We start from the raw sequence: 24,651 nt of genomic DNA on the forward strand, positions 1-24,651 counted from the left end.
GATGAAAACCAATCCAGGCCCGGTGATGCTCGACGTGGTCGGCAAAACGCTGACCGACGACGACAAGCGCCGCCTCGCGCATCCGATGACCGGCGGCGTGATCCTGTTCGCGCGCCACTACGAGAACCGCGCACAACTGGTTGCGCTGACCGATGCGATCCGCGCCGTACGTGACGATCTGTTGATCGCCGTCGATCACGAAGGCGGCCGTGTGCAGCGTTTCCGCACCGATGGCTTTACCGTGTTGCCGGCGATGGGCAAGCTCGGCGCGCTGTGGGACTCGGACGTTCTGCACGCCACCAAGATCACCACCGCGGTGGGCTACATCCTCGCCGCCGAATTGCGCGCGTGCGGCGTCGACATGAGTTTTACGCCCGTCCTCGATCTGAATTACGGCCAGTCGCAGGTGATCGGCGATCGCGCGTTCCATCGCGATCCGCGCGTGGTGGCGTTGCTCGCGAAGAGTCTCAATCATGGCCTCGCGCTGGCCGGCATGGCGAACTGCGGCAAGCATTTCCCCGGACACGGATTTGCTCACGCGGACTCCCATGTCGCGGTGCCGGTGGACGACCGTCCGCTCGACGCGATTCTGCGTGACGACGTTGCGCCGTACGACTGGCTGGGGTTGTCGCTAGCGTCGGTGATCCCGGCGCACGTGATTTATCCGCAGGTGGATGCGAAGCCGGCGGGTTTCTCGCGGGCCTGGTTACAGGACGTGTTACGTAACAAGCTTCGTTTTCCGGGCGCAATTTTTAGCGACGATCTTTCGATGGAGGCCGCGCGCCAGGGCGGCACGCTCACCGAAGCCGCGACCGCTGCATTGCAGGCGGGATGCGACATGGTGTTGATCTGTAATCAGCCCGAGGAAGCGGAGAAGGTGCTCGACGCGCTGCGCTTCACGCCGTCAAAGGAATCGCAGGCGCGCGTGGCCCGGATGCGTCCGCGCGGCAAGGCGCTCAAGTGGAGCAAGCTGGTTGCCGAGCCGGAGTATCTGCAGGCGCAGAGCTTGTTGCGCAGCGCGTTTGCCTGAGCGCGTGGTGTAGCGGGCATTACGCCAGACCGCAAGATTTCGCGAGGCCAAACAGCCGTGCCACAAGAACTAAAAAGGCGGCGCAACTTGAACTGCGCCGCCTTTTTGCCAACTGCGTGCCACGCGCTCGTGGCAGATCAGTTCAGGCGCATCCGCTGCAGCTTGTTGTACAGCGTCTTCGGGCTAATGCCCAGCAGCGACGCAGCGCGATGCCGCGTGCCGCCGACCGCGTCGAGCGTCGCGCGAATCAGCATCTCCTCCACGTCCGCGAGCGGTGTACCGACGGTCACCTGCACCCGGCTGCCATTCAGATCGCGCACGCCACCCGAACCGGTCTCATCGGCGCGCAGCGTTTCGAGCACGTCGCCCGAGGCTTGATACGCGCGCCTGACGCGGTCCTGCAGTTCACGTACATTCCCGGGCCATTCATAGGCCAGACACTCGCGCAGGAAGTTCGGTCCGATCTGCTTGGTCGCATCGGCAGAGCCATGGGAAGCGGCCTCGCGATTGAGCTCATCGACCAGCGATTGCGCGATCAGCGCAGCGTCGTCACCGCGCTCGCGCAGCGGCGGCAAGGTGACCGCGGCCGCGTCGAGACGCAGCGCGAGATCGCTATGCAGGCTGCCGTCGGCGACAGCTGCGCGCGGCGACTTGCGGGTCGAGGCGACCAGCCGGAAATCGGTGACCACCTGATGCGTGCCGCCAACCCGCATAAAGGTTTGCGAATCGAGCGCACGCAACAGCGCCTCCTGTTGAGGACGCGGCAATTCGGCGATCTCGTCGATAAACAACGTACCGCCACTGGCCTGTTCGAACAGGCCCTGCTCGCGCTGCTCGGCACCACTGAACGCGCCGCGCTCGTGACCGAACAGCAGGCTATCCAGCGAACGGCTCGCCGCGTGGTTCGCCGCCGTGCGGCAATCGAACATGACGAACGGCCCTTTGCGACGCCGGCTCATCTCATGCAGCGTGCGTGCGGTGACTTCCTTGCCCGTGCCCGCTTCGCCGGAGATCAGAACGGCAGCCTCGGTCGGCGCGGTGTGTTCGATCATGTCGTACACGTGCTGGATGGCTCCGCTTCTGCCGAGCATGGGGCCGAAGCGTCCGAGCTGGCGCAGCGTGGCGCGTAAGGTTTGCACTTCCTCGGTCAGTTCGTACGGGCGCGGAATACGCGCCAGCAGACTGCGCAGGCGCGGAATGTTGACGGGCTTGAGCAGGTAATCCCAGATGCCGTGCCGCAGGCCTTCAATCGCGCTTTCGACGGTGGCGTTGCCGGTCATCACGATGACAGGCAGTGCACCTCCAGGCGGTTGCGCGGGCAGATGCTGCAGCAGGTCAAGTCCGCTGCCATCGGGCAGATTCAGGTCGACCAGCACGACGTCCGGGATGAAGCGCGTCAGCGCAGCCCGCGCTTCGGCGAGGGTCGTCGCGGTGTCGACGGAGAAGCCGTCGGCGGCGAGGATCGCTGACAGGCCTGACAGGCTATTGGGATCGTCTTCTACAATCAGGGCATGTGGCATGGCTAGCGCTAGTTTTTAGATGGTTGGAAGCCCGCGCCGCGCCACCGGTGTTCCGGTAACGGGCAGGGGTGCGATGGGGTCGTCCGCTGTTCCTCTCGGAATACAGCGCCACGCATGATCAGTCCCGGTTGGCATCGAAAAAGCGGTTTACTTCGCGCACTGCTTCTTCACGCGTTTTGCCGTAGCGCTCCTGAATCAGTCCGGCGAGTTTGTCGGCGCGGCCTTCGGCCTTGGTCAACTCGTCGTCCGTCAGTTCGCCCCACGCAGTCTTCGCTTTGCCGATGATTTGCTTCCATTTGCCTTCAGCGATGTCGTTGTTCATGACGCGTCTCCACATAGTGAGAAAAAAGAAAAGCCTCTTGGGCCTGTCCTTCCCGAAGCAGGGAGCGTGCCATCCACAACTACTTAAGCTTATCAATGGTTTGTCGCACGGGATGCGTTCTGCGATGCAATCGGCTTGGCAAAATCGAAAACCGCACCGGTAAAGTTTTCCTCAACCATACACGGTCACGCAAAAAAGAAAAAGCGCCCAGGGGGGCGCTTTTTTAATTCGACCCGGATCCCGCAGCGTTGCGGGACGGGCCTGGCAGGATCCGGTGCCTGGTGAAGCTTAGGCGCGGCTGCGGTATTCGTGGGTACGCGTGTCGATTTCGATCTTGTCGCCGATGTTGCAGAAAAGCGGCACTTGCAGTTCGAAGCCCGTGTTCAGCTTGGCGTTCTTCAGCACTTTGCCCGACGACGTATCGCCCTTTACAGCCGGTTCCGTGTAGATGATTTCGCGGATCAGCGTGGTGGGCAGTTCCACCGAGATGGCCTTCTCGTTGTAGAACACGACTTCGCAACCCATGCCGTCTTCGAGGTAATGCAGGGCGTCGCCCATCATTTCGGCCTCGACTTCGAACTGGTTGTAGTCGGCGTCCATGAACACGTACATCGGGTCAGCGAAGTACGAGTAGGTCACTTCCTTGCGGTCCAACAGGACGACGTCGAACTTGTCGTCGGCCTTGTAGACGGTTTCCATGCCTGCGCCGGTCAGCAGGTTCTTGAACTTCATCTTGACGACGGCGGAGTTACGGCCCGATTTGTTGTATTCGGCTTTTTGCACGACCATCGCGTCGCTGCCGATCATCACGACGTTGCCGGTGCGGAGTTCCTGTGCGGTCTTCATAAAACTGTCCTGTACGAAATAAGTAGCTTCAAACTGTGCTCAACGGCATACGGCGCAAGCGGGCTCGGCGCTGATCACACCCCGGCGCCTAGGTGCGCCGCCATCGTGCCGCGCTTGCGTCGTCGGCCGTTGGATAACCGCTTATTTTAACTGACTTTTTGTGAATCCGGCCAGATTTCCGGCGAGGTCGCCGAGTGCCGCCAGTTCCAGCGCCCATTCGGCCGCGCGCCGCGCGAGAGTCGCGCGGTGGCGCTGGAAATCCGCCCAGTCAGGATTGCCGACGCCGTTCCATGCGTGCCAGAAGCGCGCTAGCGCGGCGTGGGCCTCGGCGGGCAATGGGTCGGCATAGTGGGCGAGAGCAGCGTCGAGCTTCGGCAGGTGAGCGGCGTCGGCTTGCGGGTAGATATGCCAGACGAACGGGCGCGCCGCCCATTGGGCGCGCACAAACGAGTCTTCGCCGCGTACGAAGTTGAGGTGGCTGGCCCATAGCAGCGCGTCGTAGGCCGGCTGCTCGGTGAAGGCCAGCGCGTGGGCGCGCAGGCTGCCGCGCTCGACATGCGAACCCGCGGCGAACGACGTCGGCGGCAGACCGAAAAAGCGTGCGACCGCACCCGAAATTCGGCCCTCGGGCACCAGCAGCACGATGGGCGTGGGACTGTCACGCCATTGATCGAGCAGGCTGTCGACGGCCGGATTCTCGTACGAAAAGAGTGAGATGACCGTGCTGTCCGGCCCGGGTGCGGGTTGGCCGGTTGTCTGGCGCCACCATGCGTCGCGCGTCTGAGGTGATGCTTCGAAGGCTGCGCGGGCGGCATCCAGATGGCGCTCCTTCAGCACGCCGCCCGTGCCGGCGCCGAGTCCCGGGAAAAAGAACGTCTTGGTGAGAGGGTAGCGCGGATGCGGCGATTGGCGCAGATGAAAGTCCGCGACCCAGTCCTCGGCGCTCAGGTATTCCAGATTCAGCCACACGGGCGCGCGCTCGCGGCGGGCCATCGCGGCCACGTAGACGTGCGGTACTTCGCAGCCAAACGCTTCGATGACGACGTCCGCCACTTCCAGCGTGTCGCCCACGTGAGCCGGTTCGTGCCAGTGCTCGACGACGATGCCGCTCACCGTCTGGCGGCTGCGATCGACGGCGAGCGCGGGGCAGAGCTTCTGGAACGCGTGGAGGTCGTCGACGAAAACGCGCACCTGCCAGCCGTGCTCGCTCGACAGTTGGCGTGCCAGACGCCAACACACGCCGATATCGCCGAAGTTGTCGATCACGGCGCAAAAGATATCGCAGGCGATGCCGGCGTTTGCCGGCATCGGCGTCGGCGTCGGCGCAGACGCCGACTCCGTGGCTTGCGGGAGCGGCGTGGACGAGGCGGGCGGGCGGCGGGAGGGCATGATGGCCGGCATCCGGGTCTCGGACGCGTGCGGAATGTTCTAAACTGGCGATTCTAGTGCGACACGACATCCTTCGTGTAGAGGGCGCCGAAGCTCTTAAAAGCGGCATTACCTAGGTATGGCAAGGCTTTCGCGTAATACTACCTGAGGAATTTTCTCAGGTACAACGGCGGAAATCGCTTGCAAGCAGCTCTTGTTGGACCACTGTTTTGCGCCGCCAGGAGCTGGATTAACTCAGAAAGCGTTGTATCGTAGCGACACTTCGAAAGGACTGTTGTTACGGTAAATTACAGCGCTTAGAACGAAAATAGTGCGTGTCCGCTCCCATCCTCGCGATGGTCGCTTGGTCACGTGCATAAATCTGAACCTAGAGCCCCACGACGGGATAAAAGCTCTGTATGTCATTGTTCAACTGCGGTGTTTCAGCAGTAGCGAACCGTTTGTACGACCAAGCGTAGCCTAGGAAGACATGCGTCACTGGTAACGGTGGGGTGTGAAGCTTTTCCGACAATGTAGCCTCCGGAAGGTTTTCGGCAGTTAGGTGTTGCGAAACACTTGGCTGGAAGATCGTCAGCAGCGACGGTCCAGGAGCTAGGCTGGCCGATATGGTCAATGTAAGTGAACCGCTGATAAACCTCGTTACCAGTGTGGAGCCAAATGCTGCTCGGGCTCTAGTCAAACGGCGCGTGGCCAGGTTAGTCCACTTAGAATTTGGACTACGTCGTTGAAGTGCCACCGGGGGATAGGCGGGACCTAAGTCGGTCGTGTGACAGGCAGGGAACGTGGTAAGCCCATATCGTCGCCAATCGAAGCTGATCGGCAAGGTGGATCGCGAGATCCATTGATGGCGGTGCGGGTATGGGAGGACGGAAAAAGCGAATGGCAGCCTGTAATCGGTTGCATAGGGGTTGGAACATTACCCCACGCGAAAGCGGGCAGACTTTCGTCTGGTCTACCGTCGCAAGACGGCTGACAGACCCTTGAAACTTGGTGATCCAGACGACCTCGTCGAGATCAATTGAAATTCTCCCTAGCGGGTGCGTATTTTCCCCGCTTGGGGAAGATGCGTCTCCTGTCCGGGATTTTTCTTGCCCAATAAGGAGAGCAGCATGGAAGAATCCGTCCGAAAGGGCGGATCTGCGCTTTCCCACGCGCCGGACCACTGGCACGCCGTAGATTGGCGTCGGGTTGAACGGAACGTGAGGGGAATGCAGATTCGAATTGCGAAGGCGACGCAGGAAGGCAACTGGCGTCGGGTGAAAGCCCTACAACGGATGCTGACCCGCACGTTGTCCGCGAAGCTTTATGCGGTACGACGTGTTACGCAAAATACAGGCGCGAGAACAGCTGGAGTTGATCTCGAACTGTGGGTGACGCCTGAAAGTCGACTGGCAGCAGTCGACGGGTTGAAGCGGCGCGGATATCGCCCTCTGCCATTACGGAGAGTCTATATCCCGAAGGCCAATGGGAAGGAGCGCCCTCTGGGTATTCCAACTATGCGAGACAGGGCGATGCAGGCCCTGTATCTACTGGCTCTCGAGCCGGTGGCTGAAACGACGGGCGATCTGAATTCGTACGGATTCAGAAGAAATCGCGCGACGGTTGACGCCATGTCCCAGCTGTTCCAATGCCTCAGGCGGGAAGAGTCGTCCGCATGGGTGTTGGAGGCGGACATTAAGGGATGCTTTGACCACATTAGCCATGACTGGTTGGAAACCAATGTCGCAATGGACAGCGAGATCCTACGGAAGTGGCTGAAATCCGGTCTGCTTTATCGGGGCCGGTATCAGGCGACAGAAGCCGGAACGCCACAAGGGGGGATCATTTCCCCGACGCTGGCGAACATTGCGCTGGACGGGTTGGAACGGGACCTTACGAAGCACCTCGGTGCCAAGTTTGGAATCGGGAAGGCGTCGAAACTAAAAATCCATGTGGTGCGGTATGCGGATGACTTCGTGATTACGGGTATCTCGAAAGAGATCTTGGAACAAGAGGTCCGGCCCTGGGTGGAAGCATTCCTCGCAATTCGAGGTTTGCAACTGTCTGAGGAAAAGACGCGCATCGTATGCATTGACGATGGTTTCGATTTCCTAGGGTGGAATTTCCGGAAATATTCGGGAAAACTTCTCATCAAACCGAGCAAGAAAAACGTGAACACGTTTTACCGCAAGGTGGCGGAAACGATCAGCGCGAACAAGACGATCAAGCAGGCGGATCTGATCCGCAAGCTGAATCCGATGCTGCGCGGTTGGGCACAGTATCACCAACCCGCGGTCGCCAAGCACGCGTTCATACGCATGGAGCATCTGGTTTTTCAGAGACTCTGGCGATGGGCCAAGAGGCGGCATCCGGACAAGAATACCGAATGGGTCAAACGAAAGTATTTTCGCTCGGTCGGTGGTCGAAGCTGGGTGTTTGCCACATCTGCAGTACGACAAGACGGTAGCACCGCGATGCTGGAGCTCTATCACATCCGTGGTACCGAGATCCGGCGACACAAGAAGGTGAGAGGGGAGTTCAACCCCTTTGATCCGGCCTTGGAGCAATACAGTGAGGAGCTGCGACAGAAGCGGATGGAGCGATCCAGAGGTTATCTGAAACAGTGGTACAAACTGTACACGTCGCAGAACGGCAATTGTGCGCACTGCGGCCATGCTCTCGAGTTTGATACGGGTTGGCACGACCATCATCTGGTGTACAGGGTGCATGGTGGTTCCAATGCCTTGTCAAATCGCGTGTTACTTCATCCTGATTGTCACCGGCAAGTGCACGTTGGTAGCATTGCGGTAACTAAGCCGGTCCTGTCGTAATCTTGACGGGACTTCGAAAAGGAAACTTTTAATGTAGGCTTGAGCCGTATGCGGGGAAACTCGCACGTACGGTTCTTAGGGGGCCCTTCTTCCGCAAGGAAGAGGGGCTACCCTCCAAGCACTCACCCCAATCTCCGCGTGAACCCTGACGCGGTGCTCAGTCCGATTCTGCATGACCTACTCAGACGTTCCCGAAGCGCCAGACACGCCTGAAGCGCCCGAGGCATTCGAGCCGAAGAAGGTGCTCGCGCAGCTACCGCATCTGCCTGGCGTCTATCGTTATTACGACGCGCATGACGCTGTGCTGTACGTCGGCAAGGCGCGCGACCTGAAAAAGCGCGTCTCGAGCTATTTCACGAAGACGTTGCTGTCGCCACGCATCGCAATGATGGTGACGCGGATTGCCCGCATCGAAACCACGGTCACGCGTTCCGAGGCCGAGGCGCTACTGCTCGAAAATAACCTGATCAAGGCACTCACGCCGCGCTACAACATCCTGTTTCGCGACGACAAGTCGTACCCGTATCTGAAGCTGACCGGGCACAAGTTTCCGCGCATGGCGTACTACCGGGGTTCGGTGGACCGCAAGAACCAGTACTTCGGACCGTTCCCGAGTGCGTGGGCGGTGCGAGAGAGCATCCAGATCCTGCAGCGCGTGTTCCAGTTGCGCACCTGCGAAGACTCGGTGTTCAACAACCGCACGCGGCCTTGCCTGCTGCATCAGATCGGGCGTTGCACGGCGCCGTGCGTGGGCGCGATCAACGAGGAAGATTACGCACGCGATGTCGCCAATGCCTCGCGCTTCCTGCTCGGGCGGCAGAGCGAAGTGATGAAGGAGCTCGAAGAGAAGATGCATGCGTTCGCCGGCGAGTTGAAGTTCGAGCAGGCCGCGGCGGTGCGCAACCAGATGAGCTCGCTTTCGACGGTGCTGCATCAGCAGGCGATTGAAGTGGGCAGCGATAGCGACGTCGACATTCTCGCGGTCGTCGCTTTGGGTGGCCGCGTGTGCGTGAATCTCGCGATGGTGCGAGGTGGACGTCATCTGGGTGACAAGGCGTATTTCCCGGCGCATGTGGAAAGCGCGTTGACCATTGATGAAGGCGGTCTCGAAGACGAAGATGCCGATGCGCAAGGTGTATTGAAGGCGGCGGTGGCGCAGGGCCTGCGGGTGGCGGAGGAGGCCGCATTGGCGAGCGCAGTGGCGAAGCGCAGAGCGGATGCCGCGGACGTTGACGACGACACGATTGATGCTCTGGCGATAGCGCGTGATTTGCCTGCTGAAACTGATGAGTCCGATGAAACCGCCGAGACCGAGGACGAAATCGCCGATGCGGACGACGAAGCCGGTGAGTCTGTCGATGACGAACCCCAGGACACCGACAACGAAGCCGCCGCGACACCCTCCGGCAAGCGCTCGCGCAGTCTCGCGACGGGCATCGAATCAGAAGTGCTCGAAGCTTTCATCGCCCAGCACTACCTGGGCAACCGCGTGCCGCCGGTGCTCGTGGTCAGTCACGCGCCGTCGAATCGAGAACTGGTCGATCTGCTGATCGAGCAGGCGGGCCACAAGGTCACGGTGCTGCGCCAGCCTCAGGGACAAAAGCGCGCGTGGCTCGCGATGGCCGAACAGAACGCGCGGCTCGCGCTGGCGCGGCTGTTGTCCGAGCAAGGCTCGCAGCAATCGCGTACACGCACGCTCGCCGATACGCTGAGTCTCGAATGCGACGACCTCGCGCATCTGCGGATCGAATGCTTCGACATCAGCCACACGATGGGCGAGGCCACTCAGGCGTCGTGCGTGGTGTATCACCATCACAAGATGCAGTCGTCTGAGTACCGGCGTTACAACATCACCGGCATTACGCCCGGCGACGACTATGCCGCCATGCGCCAGGTACTCACGCGTCGTTACGAAAGAATGGTGGCGCAAGCCGCCGCGAACGCCGCGGATGAAGCGCTCGAGCGGCCCGCAGCAGACCCCGCAGCCGATCCCGCCCTCGCGACCGATGCCGTCGAACCGGCCGCTGGCGGCACGTTGCCGAACATCGTATTGATCGACGGCGGTAAGGGCCAGGTGGAGATTGCGCGCCAGGTGTTCACCGAACTGGGTCTCGATTGCGGGATGCTGGTCGGCGTCGCGAAGGGCGAGGGACGCAAGGTCGGCCTCGAAACGCTGGTTTTCGCGGACGGCCGCGCGCCGCTCGAACTCGGCAAGGAAAGCGCGGCCCTGATGCTGGTCGCGCAGATTCGCGATGAGGCGCACCGTTTCGCGATTACCGGCATGCGCGCGAAGCGTGCCAAAACGCGGCAAACCTCGCGCCTCGAAGAACTCGAAGGCATCGGCGCGAAACGTCGTCAGCGCTTACTGGCGCGCTTCGGCGGCTTGCGCGGGGTGGTGGCGGCGAGCATCGACGATCTCGCGAGTGTCGAGGGGATTTCACGCTCGCTCGCCGAGCAGATTTATCGGCAATTGCACTGATTGCGCGAAATACGGCGCGACCCCTGGTGGGCGCGCGGCATCCGCGCAGCGTCTCATAGGCCAGTTTGACCGATGTTTGTGTGCCGTTTGCGGCCGGTTTGCCGTGTGTTTGCCGCCTGTTTGCTTGTGGCAGGCCTGATGACACGGCACAATTGCAACTCCTCTCTTGTCAGACCCTGCGCCTGCCCATGCCGTTTAATTTCCCGATTTTCCTGACGTGGCTGCGGATTGTTCTGATTCCGCTTGTCGTCGGCGTGTTTTATCTGCCAGACATGATGATGAGCCCCGCCCACCGCAATCTGGCGGCCGCGACGGTTTTCATCCTGGCTGCGCTGACGGACTGGTTCGACGGTTACCTTGCTCGCAAGTGGAATCAGACCTCGGCATTCGGCGCGTTCCTCGACCCAGTGGCGGACAAGCTGATGGTGACCGCCGCGCTGCTCGTGCTGGTGCAACTGGCGCGGCTCGACTCAGCTATCGCGCTGGTGATCGTCGGTCGCGAGATTGCCATCTCGGCGCTGCGCGAATGGATGGCGCAAATCGGCGCCTCGAAGAGCGTCGCAGTGAATTCGCTCGGCAAGTTCAAGACTACCTGCCAGATGATCGCGATTCCCATGCTGCTGTTCTATGGCCCGCTGCCGCTTGCACCCGGTTTCGCGATCGATACGCGCGTGTGGGGCATGTGGCTCGTCTTGTTGGCGGCGTTCCTGACCATATGGTCGATGCTTTACTACATGAAGCTCGCGTGGCCGCAGATTCGTGAACGGGGCGGGATCGTGTGAGCGAAAACTGTTCGGAAGAACACCCGCGTCAAAGGGGTTGACACGTTTCAGCGCTTTATACATAATCTCGTTTCTCCGATGCACGCAGGTTTGAGTCGGAGTGCAGTAGTTAGCAAATAAGTTGTAATTGAGTGGCAAATACGCAGTAGATAGCAGCAAAACGCGGGAGTAGCTCAGTTGGTAGAGCGCAACCTTGCCAAGGTTGAGGTCGCGAGTTCGAGACTCGTCTCCCGCTCCAGATTTTTGAAGCAGCGTTTTGTGTGATGCCTTGGCATAGGGCATCAGGTAGTGACGCAGTAGCAGAACGTTGTTAGCAGCACCATGCGGGAGTAGCTCAGTTGGTAGAGCGCAACCTTGCCAAGGTTGAGGTCGCGAGTTCGAGACTCGTCTCCCGCTCCAGACATTCGGGGAAGCAACGCTTCCCTTTTTGTTTGGTGGACCGACCGGCCATCGAACAAATCTGCGAATCCGTTGTACGTGCAACTTGTTGCGACGGTTCAGCAGTCCGCTTACGGCGCGATAGCAAAGCGGTTATGCAGCGGCCTGCAAAGCCGTTTAGGCCGGTTCGACTCCGGCTCGCGCCTCCAGAAGTTAAAAAGAAAAGCCCCGACTTGTCGGGGCTTTTCTTTTTCTGCGTCGATTTTTGCGTCTGATTCGATCATCGAGACATGCTTCTCTAACGTGGTGGAGGGCTGTCTGTAGTTGATCAAGAAGGAAAGCGTAGAGCGACAGGCATATCGGCTCATTGGCAGTCGCGCGAATTCTCGCCCGTAACTATTTGAGAGATCGTTCGCATAACGAAAGAGATACTCACCGAAGACATCGCCCGCTCTCTCCGGCTGTGAAATACTGTCGTTCAATCCCAAACCTACGGCGTCGATCTCGATCCATGTATTTTCAGCTCACCGGTACCCATGTGCGGTTGCTCGGCTCGATGCATCTGTTTTCCGCTTCCAGTCCGCGAACGCCCGCTTGGGTCGTGCAGGCGTTCGATTGGGCGGAAGCGCTGGTCTTCGAGTCCGATGCGCAGGCCATCTTGCCGTTTCTCAAGCGAGAGGGCGGGCAGTCGCTTGAGCACGCGTTGCCGCAGGAGGTCTGGCGCAGACTGGACGCATCGTGGCCGTCCGCCGGGGTGCTGGCGCCGCTCGGCGAGTTGCGTCCTTGGGCCGCGATGATGGCGGCCCCTACGCTGTGCCAACGGGTGGTAGAAGGTGTCGAGCCAAGGATGCTCAGGGAAGCCGCGGCGCAAGCGAAGCCGTACCGGTATCTGGAAACCGCCGAGGAGGTGGTGGCCTCGCTCGAATCGATTCCGTTGTCGGCGATCTGCACCGGGCTCGAATTGCTGCTCGCGGATGTGACTGAGCCGCAGCGCACGCTCGAGCGCATGCAGGCCGCGTGGCTGCAGGGTGATCTCCAGGCGATCTACGATGTAGCGGCCGAATCGCCGATATTCAGCTTGCCTGGGATTCGCAGCGCGATCCTCGACGCGCGCAATTGCGCGTGGGCGCCGCGCGTGCGGGAAACCTTGGATACGCCGAAACGCACGCTGGTGGTGGTTGGCGCGCTTCATCTGTGCGGACCAGGCAACCTGATCGAACGACTGCAATATCCCGTCGAGCAGATTCCCTTCAGCGACTGACCGACCGGCGGCGAAGGGTCGGCGTCGCGACGTAGCGCGATGCTTAGAACGTGGCATACGTTCAGCGCAAGTTTTTTGGCAAATGAGCCGCGATTGGCGGTTGGCAATTGCGGTTGATAACGTGGCAATAAGCGCTGCATTCGCGGCATAATTCCGCATCCACCCGCCCACGAGGGTGTAGCCCTTTTGACGTGTTTCCCATGAACGAGCCGCAGCATCCCACAGCCAAGCCGCATCCAGGTTTCGAATGGCGCTGGAAGTATTTCGACGACCTGACCACCGCCGAGGTCTACGCGATGCTGGCCGCGCGCAGCGAGGTATTCGTGATCGAGCAGAATTGCCTGTACGGCGATATCGACGGCCTCGATATCCAGGCATGGCATCTGTTTGCGTTGGGTCCTCACGAAGGCCGGCCAAAGCTGGCGGGCTACCTGCGCGTATTGCTACCTGACGACAGCGATGCCGACATCCGCATAGGCCGCGTGCTGACCACTGCGAATTTTCGCGGCATGGGGCTCGGTAACCAGCTGCTCGAGCGCGCGGTCGGGCACATCGCCAAACAATGGCCCGGCGTGCCGATGCGCCTGCATGCTCAGGCACACCTGCAAGCGTTCTATGGCGCGTTCGGTTTCAAGCCGGTCTCGGACGTACACGAGGAAGACGGCATCCCGCACGTCTGGATGCGCTCGGCCTGAGCCGTCTCGCGCGGTCGCATTGCACGCCGCGCTTTCCCCTTCTGCCTCAACGCCTGTTGTCAGTTAGCCTGTGCAGGCGACTTGACGGCAAATGGTGCGTTGAGCGTTTCCCCATCCGAGAACTGCAGTTTCAGATGCACGGTATCGCCGGGTGCGATCTTGTGCTGCGCGTGCTCCAGCATGATGTGATATCCGCCCGGCGCGATGGCGACCTGGCCATGCGCGGGCACCGTCAGCTTGTCGACCATCACCATCTTCTGCGTCGAACCGTTGGACACCGTCTGATGCAGCATCGCACCCTCGTAGTCGTCGCTCGAGATGTCGGTGAGATCGACCGGCTTGTCGCTCGAGTTGACGAGTGTCACGTAGCCGGCGGCGGGCAGATCGCTCGGCAGCCAGCGCACCCACGCGTGCTGCGCCGAAATGGCCTGTGGTGAGGCCGCTTCAGCGGTGGCGGCGAAGCCAAAGGAGAGGGCGAGCGTGCAGCCCAGCGCGGCGAGAGATCGGGTTTTGAGGTTCATAAACGCAGAGGCAGAAAAAGCGGCCGAAGCCGCGAATGATCAGGAATGGTTGTCAATGATACGACGCAGATCGGCGGCGACCGCGTCGGGTGCATCGCGATCGGTGGCGAGCAGGCGCGCATGGCCTTGCGCATCGAAGACATAGACGGCCGAGCTATGGGTGACTTCGTAGTTGCCGGTCGGATCGCGCTTTTCCATCTGATAGGCAACGCGATATTTGCGCGCCATCGATTCGATCTGACCGTCACTGCCGGTCAGGCCCACGACGTGCTGCGCGTCGAAAGCGCCTACGTAATCATGGAGTTCCTTGGGCGTGTCGCGCGCCGGGTCGACAGTGATGAACAGGATGCGCACGTGCTGTGCGTCCGGGCCGAGGGCGGCGAGCACCTGCATCAGTCGCGCCATGGTTTCGGGGCAGACGTCCGGGCAATGCGTGTAGCCGAAGTAGACGAGCGAGATATCGCCCTTGAAGGCGTCGCCTGTGACGGGCTTGCCGTCATCGCTGGTGAGCGAGAAATCGAGATCGGGCAGATGGCCGGTCACGTTCGTCAGGTGCCATGGCTCTTCCTTGTGCGTACAGCCGGCGAGCAGCCCGAGCGTCATGGCCATGCCTAGCGCCAGCAGTCCCCGCGTCAGGAACCGTTGCGGCAACAGACGCTGCGCCGCACGCGGACGACGAACCATGCGCAGCAACCGCGTATCCGGTTGCACCTGTTGCCGAGAGATTCTGGGGAACAAAGCAGGCATCTATGACTCGATTTAAGGCGGTACGTCGCGAGGGCCGAGGTTGGTATTTCCCGGTGTTGCGGCTCGCGCGCAGACCGGTCAGAGTGGCTGGGACTGTATCGCAAATCGTTGAGCCGCGTCATATGCGGGCCCGCAAGGCCGGCATTGAGAGGCAATTTGACGCATAGTGGTGGGCGTTGTGCTGGACCGGAACCCGCACGGAACGCGCGGTTTTCAAGCGGCTTTTTGCATGACGGATGGGCGGATGCCCCTGCTGGCGTTGCACTCAGCCTTACTTTCCCGAAAAATAGCGGGATGCGCGGTAAGATGCGCACACTTTTGCAGCTCCAGGCGGCTGAAAGGCAAGATAAACCGATGCAAGCACCTCCGGCTGTTCTGTCTCTGAGCGAGACGGCATTTTTCTTCGATTTCGACGGCACCCTCGTCGAATTGGCCCCCACGCCCGATGGCGTGCTGGTGCAGCCTGAGGTCGTCACACTGCTGACCGAGCTGCGCCGCCTCACCAACGGCGCCGCGGCGGTGGTGTCGGGACGTGGCATCGAGAGCATCGACGGCTTGCTCGGCATGCCCGATTTGCCGATCGCGGGGCTGCACGGCGCTGAGCGGCGCGATTCGAACGGTGACACGCAGCGCATCGGCTTTCATGACGAACGCCTGTTGCGCATGGAACAGGTGCTGGCGGAGGTCGTCAACGCAAACGCCGGCATGCTGCTCGAAATCAAGGGAGCAGCGCTCGCGCTGCACTATCGCAACGCGCCGGATCGTGAGCCCGTGGCGCGTGCCGCCACTGAGCGGCTGGTGGCCGACTACCCTGGCTCCTACGTGTTGCAGCCCGGCAAGATGGTCTACGAGATCAAACCGAAGGACGTCGACAAGGGTCGCTCAGTGCGGGCGTTTCTCGATGAGCCGCCGTTCACCGGCCGCCGGCCGGTTTTTGCCGGCGACGATCTGACCGACGAGAAGGGCTTCGCGGTCGTCAACGAACTCGGCGGCGTGTCGATCAAGGTCGGCCCAGGCGACACGATTGCGCGCTCGCGGCTCGATTCGGTGGGCGCCTTGCTCGGCTGGCTCGACGCCATCGTCACCGCGGCGCGCAGCGCATGACTCGCGCTGCGTCTCGCTGCACTCCGCTCGTTCTTCTGCACGGAAACCGCGCTTCATGAGCCGACTGATTATCGTATCGAACCGGGTCGCGCCGATCTCGGAAGGCGGCCCGGCGGCAGGCGGTCTGGCGGTCGGCGTCTACGATGCGCTGAAGGAAACCGGCGGCATGTGGTTTGGCTGGAGCGGCGACGTGGTCAGCTCCGGGCAACCGCAGATCAGCGTGGAAGAGCGCGGCCCGGTGACTTTCGCCACCATTGCGCTGGTGCGGCGCGATTACGACCAGTACTACCGCGGCTTTTCGAATGCCACTTTGTGGCCGGCGTTTCACTACCGCGCGGATCTGCTGCAATACGACCGGCATGACTTCGGCGGTTATTGCCGCGTCAACACCTGGCTCGCGCAGCAACTCGTGCCGCTGTTACGCGCTGACGACGTGATCTGGGTTCATGACTATCATCTGATCCCGTTTGCGCAGGCCTTGCGTGCGGCGGGCGTCAAGAATCGTATTGGCTTCTTTCTGCATATCCCGTTTCCGGCCTCGCAGGTGTTGCTGGCGGTGCCACCGCATCGCGAACTTGTCGAAGCGCTGTGCTCGTTCGACCTGCTCGGCTTCCAGACCGCGCCCGACCTGCGCGCGTTTTGCGACTACATCGTCAACGAGGCTAACGGCAGCGTCGAAGCGTCCGCTGGGGGCCCGGCTGTCGTGCAGGCGTTTGGCCGGACCTTGAAGGCATCGGCGTATCCGATCGGCGTTTATCCGGACGAGATCGCCGAACTCGCGAAAGCAGGCGAGCGCGGCAAGCCGGTGCGCACGATGAAGGCGACGCTGCACTCGCGCAAGCTCATCATGAGCGTCGACCGCCTCGACTATTCTAAGGGGCTGGTGGAGCGGTTCCGGGCCTTCGAGCGTCTGCTTGAGCATTCCCCGGCGCAGCGCAACAAGGTTTCGTTTCTACAGATTGCACCGCCGACCCGGGCCGACCTGAACGCCTATCAGGACATCCGTCTGCAACTGGAAGGCGAATCGGGGCGTATCAATGGCCGTTTTGCCGAGCTCGACTGGGCGCCGATTCTCTACATTCATCGTCAGTACGAGCGGTCGGTGCTGGCGGCGCTGTTTCGCACGGCGCACGTTGGTTTCGTCACGCCGTTGCGTGACGGCATGAACCTCGTCGCCAAGGAGTATGTGTCGGCGCAGGATCCGGAAGATCCGGGCGTGCTGGTGCTGTCGCGTTTCGCGGGGGCAGCGCAGGAACTGGACGGCGCGCTGATCGTCAATCCGGTGGATATCGACGGCATGGCAGAGGCGCTAGCGACTGCGTTGTCGATGCCGCTGGTCGAGCGTCAGTCGCGTTATCGCGACATGATGGTGCGCTTGCGCGAGAACAACGTCTCGGTGTGGCGCGATAACTTCATGCGCGATTTGCAGGCGTCGGGCACGGTGGTGGACGGCGAGGAGGGGACGCCAGCGGTCGGCCGTGAGTCGCTGGCGCGGTGACGGTGCATGCCGCGCAGATACCCAGCCAGCACAACACACTGCCTCCGGGCGCAAAAAAGCCGCTTCAAACATCGAAGCGGCTTTTTTCGCATTGAGGTAGATCGTCACGGTGGCCGCGGCGGCTCCGAACCTGCCCGCCACCAGGCCAACGCTCAAACCACGTGCTGTTCGTCGACCTTCTTGCCGCCCGCATGCAGCGTGGCGCCTTTGCCATACTGCTTCGCGAGCAGATCACGGTACAACCCCGGACGGTTGCGCAGTTCTTCCGGCGTGCCGTCGTCCACGACCTTGCCCGCGCTCATCACGATGATGCGGTCGAAGCTGTTCAGCGTAGACAGGCGGTGAGCGATGGCCACCACGGTACGGCCCACCATCAACCGGTCGAGCGCCTTCTGGATCGCTTCTTCGGACGCGCTGTCGAGCGCCGAGGTGGCCTCGTCCAGCAGCAGGATCGGCGCATTCTTCAGGATGGCGCGCGCAATTGCAATGCGCTGCCGCTGACCACCCGAGAGCTTGACACCGCGGTCGCCCACGATCGTGTCGTAGCCTTCCGGCATGGCTTCGATGAAGTCCGAACAGCGCGCCTCGCGGGCCGCCGCGAGCACTTCGTCGCGGCTTGCCTCAGGGCGGCCGTAGGCGATATTCTCGTAGACCGTGCGGTGAAACAGGGCGATGTCCTGCGGCACGACGGCAATGGCGTGGCGCAGGCTGTCCTGCGTAATCGATCCGATGTCCTGACCGTCGATCTTGATCTGCCCGCCTTGCGTTTCGTAAAAGCGCTGTAGCAGCGAAAGTACAGTCGACTTGCCTGCGCCCGATTTGCCGATCAGCCCAACGCGCTGTCCGGCCGGGATATGCAACTGGAAGTGATCGAGAATCGGCCGGCGGCGCGGATACGCGAACGTCACGGTTTCGAAGTCGATGCGTCCGCCCTGCGGCACCAGTTCGACGGCGTCCGAGCGGTCCGGCATGCCGTGCGGTTCGAGCAGCGTGCGCACCGCTTCGGCGAGACGCGCGACATGCTGCGTGACGTCGACGAGTGCGACGGCAAGGTCACGCGTGCCGTGCAGGATGGTAAAGCCGAGCGAGCTGACCAGCACGATGTCGCCGGAGGTAGCCCGGCCGTTGTCCCACAGCCACAGCGCCCAGCCGAGCAGGCCCGCCGATAGCATGGCTGTGATGACCGCGTGCAGGAGGCGCAGCTTCTCCAGATAGAGCAGACTTTGCTGGCGCGCGTCCATCTCGGCCTTGACCGTTGCGCCGAAGCGCGCCTGTTCGCGAATCGTCATACCGAAAGCGCGCACGAGGCCCATGTTGCTGATCACGTCGACCAGCTCACCGTCGACCGAAGCCGCCTTGGTGGCGAAGTGATGGTGCCTTGCTGAACCGCGCCCGGCCAGTTTGTAGAGCACCACCGAGAGGATCGCCGAACAGACCATCAGACCGCCCGCCATCAACGGGTTGACGGCGGTGATCATGACGATGGCGCCGAGCACCGCGATGCACGGTGGCAACACATTCCATGCTGTAGTGTTCTCGGCCGTGTAGACCGCGTTGGACGTGGCCGTGATCCGGCTCGCCAGCATGCCGGGCTGCTTTTCCGAGTAATAAGTTGGCGAATGGCCGCTCAGATACTGGAACAGGTCGCGCCGTAGATCACCGGTAACGGCGACGAACGTGTGCGCAGCGACCCAGCCGCCGACCCGCCACAGAAGATTGTCCGCGGCAATCAGACCGACAAGGATGGCGAACGCGCCCCACAGCGGGCCGGGATGATGCCGGCCTCCGCCGAGCACGTCGATCAGATGCTTGATCGCATATTGAGAAGCGAGCGCACAGCCCACAGCCGCGAACACGCTGCACAGGACGATCGCATGCGCGAGCGGGTGGCGGCGGATATAGCGAAAAAGAAACGCAAGCGGCCTGTGCGCATAGCTCGCGAGCTTGGCGTTGTGGGCATTGCGCTGGGCGATGGTGAGATGTTCCAATTGATCGGTGTGGTCGGTGTGTTTCAGGTTATGTCATGCAACGGCATGGGCCACGGGACGCATCGCCACAAAAGGCAGATGCTCGCATTGTAAACACGCAAAAGGCATTCCGCCCTGTTCGAACCGCACGGGACGCGACTCATTTTCGCGATGAGCATCCGCAACACCCTGTTTCCTCGACCCCGCGAGGCGGCAGTCGTTCATTCAGTTTGCGGAATAATTTCGAGATATAATTACAAAAGCCATTCAACGCGCAAGCACTTTCGGCCAGGCGGCGAAGGGCAACACGTTGGAAGCATTGACGGAAGAAGTTGCAAGCAGCCGTCTGCAGGCCATGTGTCGTGGCCAGCCCTTACTCTAGAACTGTCTTAGAAAACAAGGGTTTGCAAAGTGTTTCGGCTTTGTAACAACGTAAAGTGTTTGAAATGTTTTGGGCTGCGCAGGGGTGTCGACACCCATAATGCAGCCTCGATGATCCCATGAAAATTATCTGACAAGTTGTCAACGAGTCTGCCCTATATGCGTTTTAAAGCACATGTGCAGCCTGGTGACGATGATCAGTCTGGGCATCCTTACCAAGCGATCCATCGCAGGATTTCTCGAAGAAACAGGCCCGCGCCAGGTAGTCCCGGCGCGACTGGCAAGGCGAGCAAAGCGAGTCGCTTTTAACAAACCGCAGTACTTTTGCCTGATTTTTTTACGAGGAGTTCTCTCTATGCGAATCGCTCAAATCGCTCCGTTGCACGAGGCGGTTCCCCCCAAGCTGTATGGTGGAACGGAACGGGTAGTGTCCTACCTGACTGAAGCTCTGGTCGAACAGGGACACGATGTGACGCTCTTCGCGAGCGGCGATTCGCAGACCTCGGCGAAACTCGAAGCGTTCTGGCCGCAGGCGCTGCGCCTGGACCCGACGATTCGCGACGTGATGGCTCCGCACATGCTGCTGCTGGAAGAAGTGCGCCGTCGCGCAGACGAATTCGATGTGCTGCATTTCCACATTGACTACTATCCGTTCTCGCTGTTCGCCCGTCAGCCGGTGCCGTTCCTGACCACGTTGCATGGCCGTCTCGATCTGCCGGAACTGCAACCGATCTTCAACACGTTCAGCGACGTGCCGGTGGTGTCGATCTCGGACAACCAGCGTATGCCGCTGCAACAGGCCAACTGGCTGTCGACCGTGTATCACGGTCTGCCGGAAAACCTGCTCAAGCCGATCCCCAACGTCAAGCCGAGCTATCTCGCCTTCCTCGGCCGTATCTCGCCGGAAAAGCGTCTCGACACGGCCATCCGCATCGCCGAACAGGCCGGCCTGCCGATCAAGGTTGCCGCCAAGCTCGATAAGGCTGACCGCGCGTACTACGAAGAAGTCATCAAGCCGCTGATGTCGCTGCCGCACGTCGAATACATCGGCGAAATCAGCGAAGCAGAGAAGACCGAATTCCTCGGCAACGCCCACGCGCTGCTGTTCCCGATTGACTGGCCGGAGCCCTTCGGTCTGGTGATGATCGAAGCCATGGCTTGCGGTACGCCGGTCATCGCGTTCAACCGCGGTTCGGTGCCGGAAGTGATTGAGAACGGCGTGTCGGGCTTCGTGGTTGAAGACGAAATCAGCGCAGTCGCTGCCGTCAAGCGTCTGAACACACTGCCGCGCGAAACGGTCCGCAAGGCGTTTGAATCGCGTTTCTCGTCGAAGGTGATGGCGCAGAACTACGTTGCTTCGTACGAAGAGCTGCTTCGTCAGAAGCGCCGTACCGTGCTGCGCGAAGTCAACGCAAGCTGACACTCTCGTAAGCTGTCCCGTTCGGCGCCGTTGCCTGCAGACGGCTTGCTGGACACCGACAACGCCCCGCGTGCTCGATGCACGCGGGGCGTTGTTGCATGGGCGCCGCGCATTGCGTCATGAATGTGTTGAAAGTGGTGTTTTGGAGGGAGTAACCGTGAGCCGCCTCGGTAATATCCCTATAATGGCCGTGCCGCAAATTGGGCTGCGGCGTCGTCAACGACAGGAGGATGCCTTGGCGAGAACGAAAGAGACGCGTGCGAACGCGGCGCCAGGCGCCGGAACGATTTTCGCGTTGCGTGCCATCGGTCTCGTGATTCTGGCGCGGTGGCTGTTTTCGATGTCGACGATGGACTTCGTGTCGTCGTTGGCCGCTATGGCTTCGTCGCCATGGGCCTGCATCAACCTTGTCTTTCTGTTCCTGCTGATCTTTTTGCCGGGCGCGCGCGCCCGCGCCGAGCGCCCGTTCCATCCGCTGCCGCAATGGCTGCGCCAGGCGTTGCGAGTGTTCGCTTTCCTGGGATTCCTGTTCGCGGTCTTTTCGGTGGGCGCCTTCGTCTGGAGCGCGGGCGGGCGTCGCGCGCTGCAGACGATAGCGGCAACCAACGGCTGGCTGGTGGCGGCGCCGGCCTTGTATGCGGCAGTCATGTGGATCTGCCGTCCGCGCGCACTGTGGCGCACCAACGTTGCGGCGCGCCGCTTTGCGATAGGGCGCTACGCGATCTCTGTCGATGCCACGACGCGCACGGTGGTTGTCTGGGTGGAAAGCCGCAAGCTCGGCCAGTATGACGCGCGCGAGTTGTCGGTGCGTTGGCCGGACGGGCAGGCTGGCGGTGCAACGCCGGCGCCGGTGTCTGCGCCAGTTCCTGCGAACGTTGCCGGGAGCGCTGCCGCAGCGGTTGTTGTCAACACTGCCGACACCCAAAGCGCACCCGCCTCGCCTGCGGCCGCCGCGTCGGTGCCGCGCGCGGCAGCCCAGGTGGGCTGGATGCATCGTCGGCCGAAGGTTGAACTGCTGTGGGATTCTCCCGCAGCAGCAGGGCACAACCGTCAAACGGTGTTTCGTGCGGCGCTTGCCACTGAAGGCGACCGTGTCGCCGCCCGTGCGCTCGATACTTCGCTGCGCCAGGCCTGACACGGCGCAGTGTTGCCTGATGATGCGCCGTTGCCGGATTTGCCTTTCTTTGCTGCGTGACTTACTTCAGCCGCGATTGCAATTCGTTGGCGAGTTGTTTGATCGCGGCCTTCGTCGGTGCGTCCTCGGCGAGTGCGTTGAGCAAGCCGAAATCGTGGATCGTGCCGTTGTAGCGGACAGTGGTCGCGTCATCGCCTGCTGCGTCGAGCTTGCGTCCGTAAGCTTCGCCTTCATCGCGCAGCACGTCGAACTGGGCGACCTGAATCAGCGCAGGTGGCAGGCCCTTCAACTCATCCAATGAGGCACGCAACGGCGATGCGTAAATCTCGTTACGCTGCTTCGGGTCCTTCGTGTACGCGTCCCAGAACCACTTCATCATCGGAGCGGTCAGAAAGTGCCCTTCCGGATAGGCCTTATACGAGCCGTCGTTGAAGTTGTTGTCCGTGACCGGCCACATCAAACCTTGAAAGCGGATCGTCGGGCCTTGCTTGTCTTTCGCCATGAGCGAGACCACCGCGGCCATGTTGCCGCCCACGCTATTGCCGACCACCGCCAGGCGGCTGCCGTCGACGCCGATGTCATTGCCATGTTCCGCAACCCATCTGGTCGCCGCGTACGCCTGGTTAATCGCCAGCGGATAACGTGCTTCCGGCGACGGCGTGTAGTCGACGAACACCGCCACCGCGCCGGACTGCACGACGAGATCGCGTACCAGACGCTCGTGGGTCTGGAAGTCGCCAAGAATCCAGCCGCCTCCGTGGAAGAACATGAAGACCGGCAAGGTACCCGTTGCGCCCTGCGGACGTACGATCGTGATCGGTACGGTTATACCGTCCTGTTCGATAGTCCTGTTCGACACCTCGATGCCCGACAGATCGACCTTGACGCTGTTCTGCGCGGCGATCAGCACCTGACGCGCTTCGGCCGGGGTCAACGTATTGATTGCCGGTCCTGTGCCGCTGTTGAGGGCATGGAGGAACTGGCTTGTCACCTGGTCGGGCGTGGCGGGTGCTGCCGGCGTCGCGGCAACGGCAAACGTCGTGCTGACAGCAAGAGCGACGGCGAGCAGCATGGGTTTGACGGTCTTCATGGTGGATTCCGGTTGATGTAGTTGAAGTGGGGCTTAAGCGATCGTCAGCGTCACGTCGATGTTGCCGCGCGTTGCATTCGAGTACGGGCAGACGATGTGCGCACGGTCGACCAGCGTTTGCGCCGCTTCGCGTGCCATGCCGGGCAGCGAGATCTTCAGTTCTACTTCGATGCCGAAGCCGTTCGGAATTACGCCAATGCCGACGCTGCCGTCGATCGACACATCCGCCGGGATGGCGATCTTGTCGCGTGCGGCGACGAACTTCATCGCGCCGAGGAAACACGCGCTGTAGCCGGCCGCAAACAGTTGTTCAGGGTTGGCGCCTTCGCCGCCGGCTCCGCCCAGCTCTTTCGGCGTGGTCAGCTTGAAGTCGAGATTGCCTGCGGGCACAACAGCACGACCGTCACGGCCACCGGTTGCGTGGGCTTGGGCGCGGTAGAGAACTTTGTCGAGGGACATGGTGAAACTCCTTTCAAGAGGTTGAGTTGCTAAAGTTTGCTATCTACTACTAGATAGATTTCCATCTACAAAAAGTGCGTGCTTCCATTTCACATCTCCCGGTTATCTATCTACTCAGAGATAGATAACTCGGCCAACTAAAGAGGTGGCGTACCACCTCGCAATTCGACTGCGTTACCGCGAGATTCTCACCGAAGCTTCGATATCTTCGAGCCGAGCCTTGGTGTGAAACAACCTGCTCGCCAGCACGCTGCCCTGGAACGCGGCGAAGAGCGTGCGCGCCGCGTTTTCCGGCTTGCCGTTCACTGCCAGCGTCTTTTCCTGCGCACCTTGCGCGAGAACTTTGGCCAGCCAGTTTTCGTTCGCCTTGAAAAACGCCTGTATTGCGTGGCGAATGTTCTCGGGCAATGACTCGATGTCCGCAGCCAGCATGCCACACAGGCAGATCTGATTGCCGTCACCGAGGGTTCTGCCAAACATCTTTGCGTACTTGCTGAGCTTTGCATCAGCCGGCAAGGAAGCGTCAACAGTGTGGATGGCGTCGAACACCTCTTTGCTGTACTCGTTCACCGCTTCCAGTACCAAGTCGTCTTTCGACGGAAAGTAGTAGTGGATGCTCGAGGTCTTTACGCCGACCAGACTCGACAGATCACGGTAACTAAATCCGTTATAGCCGCGCATCATCATCAGCGTGATTGCGTGGTTGAGGATCTGTTCGCGGACCGTCGATGTCGTTTCCATGGATCGAACTTTATCTACTGATAGATAGACTGTCAAGAGGTGAGGTGAAAATTTTTTTGCGGAGCAGGGGAGGGAT

General features: G+C 61.1%; 20 protein-coding genes and 3 tRNA genes. 13 read left to right on the top strand and 10 right to left on the bottom strand.

All coding sequences use genetic code 11. From position 1 onward, the window contains the following. Position 1 precedes the first annotated feature (1 nt). Entirely contained in the window at positions 2-1,030 is a 1,029-nt protein-coding gene (gene nagZ / locus BUS06_RS08370) for a beta-N-acetylhexosaminidase (RefSeq protein WP_074263851.1), read from the top strand. Between the two features lie 137 nt (positions 1,031-1,167). Here nagZ and BUS06_RS08375 read toward each other — a convergent pair whose 3' ends face one another. From BUS06_RS08375 to earP, 4 genes are all read right to left on the bottom strand, one after another. Then, positions 1,168-2,550 (bottom strand): sigma-54-dependent transcriptional regulator, encoded by a 1,383-nt coding sequence (locus BUS06_RS08375; RefSeq protein WP_074263852.1) that lies wholly within the window; start codon positions 2,548-2,550, stop codon positions 1,168-1,170. A 118-nt stretch (positions 2,551-2,668) separates the two neighbouring features. Continuing rightward, positions 2,669-2,872, bottom strand: coding sequence for a CsbD family protein (locus BUS06_RS08380; RefSeq protein WP_074263853.1), 204 nt, complete (start codon positions 2,870-2,872; stop codon positions 2,669-2,671). 288 nt (positions 2,873-3,160) lie between these two features. Beyond that, a complete protein-coding gene (gene efp / locus BUS06_RS08385) occupies positions 3,161-3,718 on the bottom strand; it encodes an elongation factor P (protein WP_074263854.1) in 558 nt (185 codons plus the stop codon). A 141-nt stretch (positions 3,719-3,859) separates the two neighbouring features. After that, complete coding sequence (gene earP, locus BUS06_RS08390) at positions 3,860-5,026, bottom strand: elongation factor P maturation arginine rhamnosyltransferase EarP (protein ID WP_074263855.1); 1,167 nt, start codon at positions 5,024-5,026, stop codon at positions 3,860-3,862. A 1,190-nt stretch (positions 5,027-6,216) separates the two neighbouring features. Between earP and ltrA the strand changes: the two genes are divergently transcribed. The 8 genes from ltrA (at position 6,217) to BUS06_RS08430 (ending at position 13,512) form a co-directional block, all read left to right on the top strand. Then, the gene (gene ltrA, locus BUS06_RS08395) at positions 6,217-7,917 is read left to right on the top strand and encodes a group II intron reverse transcriptase/maturase (RefSeq protein ID WP_074263856.1); all 1,701 of its coding nucleotides are present in this window, start codon (positions 6,217-6,219) and stop codon (positions 7,915-7,917) included. A gap of 172 nt (positions 7,918-8,089) precedes the next feature. Then, entirely contained in the window at positions 8,090-10,396 is a 2,307-nt protein-coding gene (uvrC, locus tag BUS06_RS08400) for an excinuclease ABC subunit UvrC (protein ID WP_074263857.1), read from the top strand. 188 nt (positions 10,397-10,584) lie between these two features. After that, a complete protein-coding gene (gene pgsA / locus BUS06_RS08405) occupies positions 10,585-11,178 on the top strand; it encodes a CDP-diacylglycerol--glycerol-3-phosphate 3-phosphatidyltransferase (RefSeq protein WP_074263858.1) in 594 nt (197 codons plus the stop codon). A 162-nt stretch (positions 11,179-11,340) separates the two neighbouring features. Then, positions 11,341-11,416, top strand: a tRNA-Gly gene (locus tag BUS06_RS08410). A gap of 85 nt (positions 11,417-11,501) precedes the next feature. Next, positions 11,502-11,577: transfer RNA gene (locus BUS06_RS08415), tRNA-Gly, on the top strand. A 114-nt stretch (positions 11,578-11,691) separates the two neighbouring features. After that, positions 11,692-11,765: transfer RNA gene (locus BUS06_RS08420), tRNA-Cys, on the top strand. Between the two features lie 302 nt (positions 11,766-12,067). After that, positions 12,068-12,817, top strand: coding sequence for a TraB/GumN family protein (locus BUS06_RS08425; RefSeq protein ID WP_074263859.1), 750 nt, complete (start codon positions 12,068-12,070; stop codon positions 12,815-12,817). 200 nt (positions 12,818-13,017) lie between these two features. Then, positions 13,018-13,512 carry a GNAT family N-acetyltransferase gene (locus BUS06_RS08430; RefSeq protein ID WP_074263860.1) on the top strand — a complete coding sequence of 165 codons (495 nt, stop codon included), beginning with the start codon at positions 13,018-13,020 and terminating at the stop codon, positions 13,510-13,512. A gap of 59 nt (positions 13,513-13,571) precedes the next feature. Here BUS06_RS08430 and BUS06_RS08435 read toward each other — a convergent pair whose 3' ends face one another. Then, positions 13,572-14,033, bottom strand: a complete 462-nt coding sequence (locus BUS06_RS08435) for a copper chaperone PCu(A)C (RefSeq protein WP_074263861.1) — start codon at positions 14,031-14,033, stop codon at positions 13,572-13,574. A 39-nt stretch (positions 14,034-14,072) separates the two neighbouring features. Further along, positions 14,073-14,717: an SCO family protein gene (locus BUS06_RS08440; protein ID WP_083611503.1), complete on the bottom strand. Its 645-nt coding sequence runs from the start codon at positions 14,715-14,717 to the stop codon at positions 14,073-14,075. A gap of 417 nt (positions 14,718-15,134) precedes the next feature. Between BUS06_RS08440 and otsB the strand changes: the two genes are divergently transcribed. Both otsB and otsA read left to right on the top strand, forming a co-directional pair. After that, positions 15,135-15,884, top strand: a complete 750-nt coding sequence (gene otsB / locus BUS06_RS08445) for a trehalose-phosphatase (protein ID WP_074265973.1) — start codon at positions 15,135-15,137, stop codon at positions 15,882-15,884. A gap of 55 nt (positions 15,885-15,939) precedes the next feature. After that, a complete protein-coding gene (otsA, locus tag BUS06_RS08450) occupies positions 15,940-17,382 on the top strand; it encodes an alpha,alpha-trehalose-phosphate synthase (UDP-forming) (protein ID WP_074263862.1) in 1,443 nt (480 codons plus the stop codon). A 152-nt stretch (positions 17,383-17,534) separates the two neighbouring features. Here the strand turns inward: otsA and BUS06_RS08455 are convergent, their stop codons facing one another. Beyond that, positions 17,535-19,370, bottom strand: coding sequence for an ABC transporter ATP-binding protein (locus BUS06_RS08455; protein WP_074263863.1), 1,836 nt, complete (start codon positions 19,368-19,370; stop codon positions 17,535-17,537). 715 nt (positions 19,371-20,085) lie between these two features. On the opposite strand from BUS06_RS08455, the gene BUS06_RS08460 reads away from it, so the two are divergent. Continuing rightward, entirely contained in the window at positions 20,086-21,150 is a 1,065-nt protein-coding gene (locus BUS06_RS08460) for a glycosyltransferase family 4 protein (protein ID WP_074263864.1), read from the top strand. A gap of 235 nt (positions 21,151-21,385) precedes the next feature. Then, positions 21,386-22,285 (top strand): hypothetical protein, encoded by a 900-nt coding sequence (locus BUS06_RS08465; RefSeq protein WP_074263865.1) that lies wholly within the window; start codon positions 21,386-21,388, stop codon positions 22,283-22,285. A gap of 61 nt (positions 22,286-22,346) precedes the next feature. On the opposite strand, the gene BUS06_RS08470 is transcribed toward BUS06_RS08465, so the two are convergent. From BUS06_RS08470 to BUS06_RS08480, 3 genes are all read right to left on the bottom strand, one after another. After that, the gene (locus tag BUS06_RS08470; RefSeq protein WP_074263866.1) at positions 22,347-23,375 is read right to left on the bottom strand and encodes an alpha/beta hydrolase; all 1,029 of its coding nucleotides are present in this window, start codon (positions 23,373-23,375) and stop codon (positions 22,347-22,349) included. Between the two features lie 33 nt (positions 23,376-23,408). Further along, complete coding sequence (locus BUS06_RS08475) at positions 23,409-23,834, bottom strand: organic hydroperoxide resistance protein (RefSeq protein ID WP_074263867.1); 426 nt, start codon at positions 23,832-23,834, stop codon at positions 23,409-23,411. 174 nt (positions 23,835-24,008) lie between these two features. Beyond that, on the bottom strand, positions 24,009-24,575 hold the full coding sequence (locus BUS06_RS08480) for a TetR/AcrR family transcriptional regulator (protein WP_074263868.1): 567 nt from the start codon (positions 24,573-24,575) through the stop codon (positions 24,009-24,011). Between the last annotated feature and the right edge of the window lie 76 nt (positions 24,576-24,651).

The organism is Paraburkholderia phenazinium (assembly GCF_900141745.1).
Lineage (GTDB): Bacteria > Pseudomonadota > Gammaproteobacteria > Burkholderiales > Burkholderiaceae > Paraburkholderia > Paraburkholderia phenazinium_B.